We start from the raw sequence: 3,801 nt of genomic DNA, 5'->3' as shown, positions 1-3,801 counted from the left end.
GCTCGGCCTATCGCTCGAAATTGTTCGGCGCGGCCTTGCTAAAGGCGGGGGCGCGCCACGTCCGAACTCGGCCTTACACACCCCGAACCAACGGCAAGGCCGAGCGCTTCATCCAGACCACGCTGCGCGAATGGGCCTACGCCAGGCCCYATGCCTCGTCAGACGAACGTGCCGCCGCCATCAAACCCTGGACCGACGACTACAACCTGAACCGACCACACTCCGGCATCAAAGGCCTCACACCCTGGAAACGGGTGAACAACCTTCTTGGAAACGACACCTAGGCGGTGCCCGCCGGGCTCGATGATCGCCAGACTCTTATCTGATCTGAATCGCCTCGGATCGAAACGTCGCGCGGCGCGCTAGGCACGCAATCGCCGACAATTAGTTAGACTGAAATGCGCGAAGCTGTGGGCTGGACGCCTAACGAGCGACCGCTATCGCCTCCAGACCCACTTCGGAGCGTCGTGACCTAAGATTAACTGGCGCCACTGACACTCCCTCTCGTACGGGTTTCATGGGGTCGGCTGGACCTCGCAGAGTCCGATCCCGCCATGAGCGATACGTCCTCGTCCCTGCGCCTTGAAAACGTTTCGAGGCGGTATGGTCACAAGCAGGTACTGGAGGACGTGAGCCACACCTTCGCCCGTGGCCTGACCCTACTGACCGGGCCCAGCGGCGCGGGAAAATCGACCCTGCTGAGGCTGTGCGCGACGGCGGAAAAGCCCAGCGGCGGCACCCTGTTTTGGGACGGCAGCGCCCTACCGGCCGCCCGCGGGCGGCTGCGGAGTTCGGCGGGCTACGCCCCGCAGGCGGTGGACCTGCCCGAGGATCTGACAGCCCGCGAGTTCGGCCTGCATATGGCTGCCCTAAAGGGCCTGAACGTCCCCGACGCCGAGGCCCAGTTCCGAATGTTGCTCGACGCGCTGAACCTGAGCGGCGACGCCAACGGCCGGATCTCGACCTTCTCGGGCGGCATGCGCCGGCGGCTGGTTTTCGCCCAGGCCCTGCTCGGATCGCCACGGCTTCTGGCCCTGGACGAACCCACAGCCGAACTAGACGCCGAGTCCCGCGCTCGGGTCGGCGTCTTGATCAGCCGCGCGGCGCAGACCGCCGTGGTCATCATGACCTCTCACCTTACGGACTCCATCAGCGGCGGCATGGCCGTGCTGCGAGTCGAGGGCGGCAGACTGGCGCCCGTCACCGGAGCGTCCACGTGAGCCTGGCCGTCGTCAGATCGTCCCTGACCATCTCGCTCGCCCGCTACGGCCGTAGCATGGGCCTTTGGATCCTGCTGTTGGTGGCGCCGGTCGGAGCGCGCTTCATGATCGCGGCGCGCGGGGCGGATGCGTCGTTGATCGCGGTGGAGGACCGCGTGCCATGGCTGACTTCGCCGGTGCTGGGCATGGCGCTGGGCGTGGTCATCGCCACCCTGTTGCTTCCCGTAGCCTTCATCTATCTGCGGTCCAACGTTACCCGTCGCCAGCCCTGGCAGGTGGAAGAGGTCAGCCCCGCAAGCCGCATCGCCATCGCCTATGGCCGCTGGCTGGCCGACATCGCCGTGCTGGCCGCCGTGCTGGCAGCGACGACGGCCGCGGGCTGTCTTCTGGCCGTGCTGCTGTTGCCGCTGAACGAGGTGGAACCGGCGAGCATCATCCTGACCCTATGGGTCATTGCCGCCCCCCCGGTGGCCATGGTCGCCTCCCTGCACCTGCTCTTCGACGCCCGCCGCTGGACGCGTGGCCCGCTGGGCGAGGTCCTGTTCTTTGTCTTCTGGATGGGCTCGCTGGCGGTGGTGGTGATCGGCGGACAGGCAGGCGGATATGCCGCCAACATGACCGACCTGCCCGGCTTCATGTCACCGATCAGCTACGGCCAAGGCGGGACCGACAACTTCGTCATCGGCGGGGCGGAGATCCTGCCCGGCAGCGTGCCGATCCGGCTGGACGTCATGAGCGGCGTCATGGCGGACGGCTATCTGGCCGCCCGCCTGACCTGGCTCGGCGTCGCCGCCCTGGTTCCATTGCTTGCGGGATTAATCTATGCACCTCACGCACTTGGTAAGACCCGGACGACCGCCGCCTGGCTGAAGATCCTGGAGCCTGGTCAGGCGCGACCAGCTGATCCCGATACGAACCCCGCCGGCGCCGGCAAGCTGCCCCTACTGGCGCTGGTTGTTGCCGAGGCGCGGCTGATGGCCGGGAGCCGCAAGGGCCTGCTGGCCATGGCGTTGGTGGCCGCAGTCGGCCTGTTCGCGCCCTACTCAATCGTAGCCGGGCCGACGGCGATGCTCCTGCTGGTGTTCGCCGCAACGGCCCATGCGGGCCGGAGCGAGCAGAAGGGCCTGCTGTCCCTGACCGCAACCGCCGCCCTCCCGCCGGCCACGCGCCGGATCGCGTTCGTGCTGGCCGGAACGGCGCTGGCGCTGGTGATGGCCGCGCCAGCGGGGATGAGGGAGCTAATCTCAGGCGACTCGCGCATCCTGCTCGAAGCTACCGCAGTCGGAGCCGTCACCTCCGTGACCGCCATCACCCTCGGCGCCCTGACCCGCTCAGCCACCGCGCCCCGACTGGTCCTGCTGATCGCCTGGTATTTCTATTTGAACTGGGGCGGGGCGTAGTCAGGCTGACAGAGCGCCCTTGTGATATTCACGCTGAACGAACTCCGGGCGCAGGGCTAGCAGAAAGCAGAAGCCACGCTGGCGTCGGTGTGGTCGAAACAGTTCGTGCCAAGAGCCATGCCCTTGAGCGGACATTCGAACCGATGCTTTGACTCACGAGCGCTCGACGCCGAATTTTTGTTTCATCTCGGACAATCGGGAGTTCCGCTTATCGGCGCTGGCGACAGAGGCCGCGCCGCTGGCGGCAGCGTCCGCTTCGCGGCCTGGCGTCTATGTCGCAAATCGACCCGTCCCGGAGCCCCGCCGAATACTGGCCGTCCACAGATGACAAGCACGCGCCGACCCAGCCGGTCTGCTCGACATAGTAGGAGAGCACGCTGGCGACGGCGATCGCCCCGGGGAGGACTCCGAGGATCCGGCTGGCGCGCGCGGACTGCGCAGCAGTGATCAGCAGGGTGGAGTGGCGCAAGCCACGGCGCCCACCACAACGGACGCCGGGCATAACCGACCGCCAGGAGGCCGCCAGCGACGCTGGCTAGACCCAATCCCGCGAGCCAGCCGATCGGGCGGGTAAAGCTCAGCGGCTGAATCATGACGTTGAGGTTTGCACGTCCCTTGTCCGCTTCAGGCCGCTCTCGATCCTAGGGAGAAACATGGACAGGCCCGCTTAACCTCCCCCACCAGCCACCGCCCGCCTCTACAAGCGCCTGACTTACTATGGCGCGAACCCTGGAGACGATGTCGGAAGACCGGATCAGCGAACTGCATGTCGGCCTGTCGGCGACGATGAACCAGTTCTTCCTGGTCGAGTTTGGCAAGAAGACGAGGACCGCCGAGCGCTCATTTTCAAACGGGCGCCGATGAGCGAGCCGCTGAAGGCGCCCCGGGCGGAGATTCAGGACCGGCTTGCGGCCGAAGTGACGCCCTCGGTGATCCAACTGCCCCCCCGGTGCCGCGGATGCCTAATGCCGGCTAGCGACCGATCGACCGATCGACCGAGTCGCTTTCATCCCGGTCCAGGGCCTGGGCAAGTTCCAGCTGAAGGTGCAGGGCAGCTTGGCGGCGCTGCTGGCGCGGGGCGGGGCCCAGAACGCGAAAACCCCCACGGCGTGAGCAGTGGGGGTTTTCGTTAAACTTGGGTGCGGGAGCAGGATTTGAACCTGCGACCTTCAGGTTATGAG

4 protein-coding genes are annotated in these 3,801 nt (G+C 66.5%); all 4 read left to right on the top strand.

Going from position 1 to position 3,801, the window contains the following annotated elements:
- The coding region (locus AB4Y68_RS14445) for an integrase core domain-containing protein (RefSeq protein ID WP_441456448.1) at nt 1-284 on the top strand (284 nt) is incomplete at its 5' end.
- Between the two features lie 345 nt (nt 285-629).
- Nucleotides 630-1,220, top strand: a complete 591-nt coding sequence (locus AB4Y68_RS14440) for an ATP-binding cassette domain-containing protein (RefSeq protein ID WP_441456447.1) — start codon at nt 630-632, stop codon at nt 1,218-1,220.
- The gene (locus AB4Y68_RS14435) at nt 1,217-2,620 is read left to right on the top strand and encodes a hypothetical protein (RefSeq protein WP_441456446.1); all 1,404 of its coding nucleotides are present in this window, start codon (nt 1,217-1,219) and stop codon (nt 2,618-2,620) included. The genes AB4Y68_RS14440 and AB4Y68_RS14435 overlap by 4 nt, the downstream gene beginning before the upstream one ends.
- A 717-nt stretch (nt 2,621-3,337) precedes the next feature.
- Nucleotides 3,338-3,484 (top strand): hypothetical protein, encoded by a 147-nt coding sequence (locus AB4Y68_RS14430; RefSeq protein ID WP_441456445.1) that lies wholly within the window; start codon nt 3,338-3,340, stop codon nt 3,482-3,484.
- Nucleotides 3,485-3,801: the final 317 nt, after the last annotated feature.

Origin of the sequence: Brevundimonas sp. 2YAF1 (assembly GCF_052114745.1) — a bacterium.
Classification (GTDB): Bacteria; Pseudomonadota; Alphaproteobacteria; order Caulobacterales; family Caulobacteraceae; genus Brevundimonas.
Note: the sequence above shows the minus strand (reverse complement) of the source record. Positions and strands in the feature narration are given on the sequence as shown.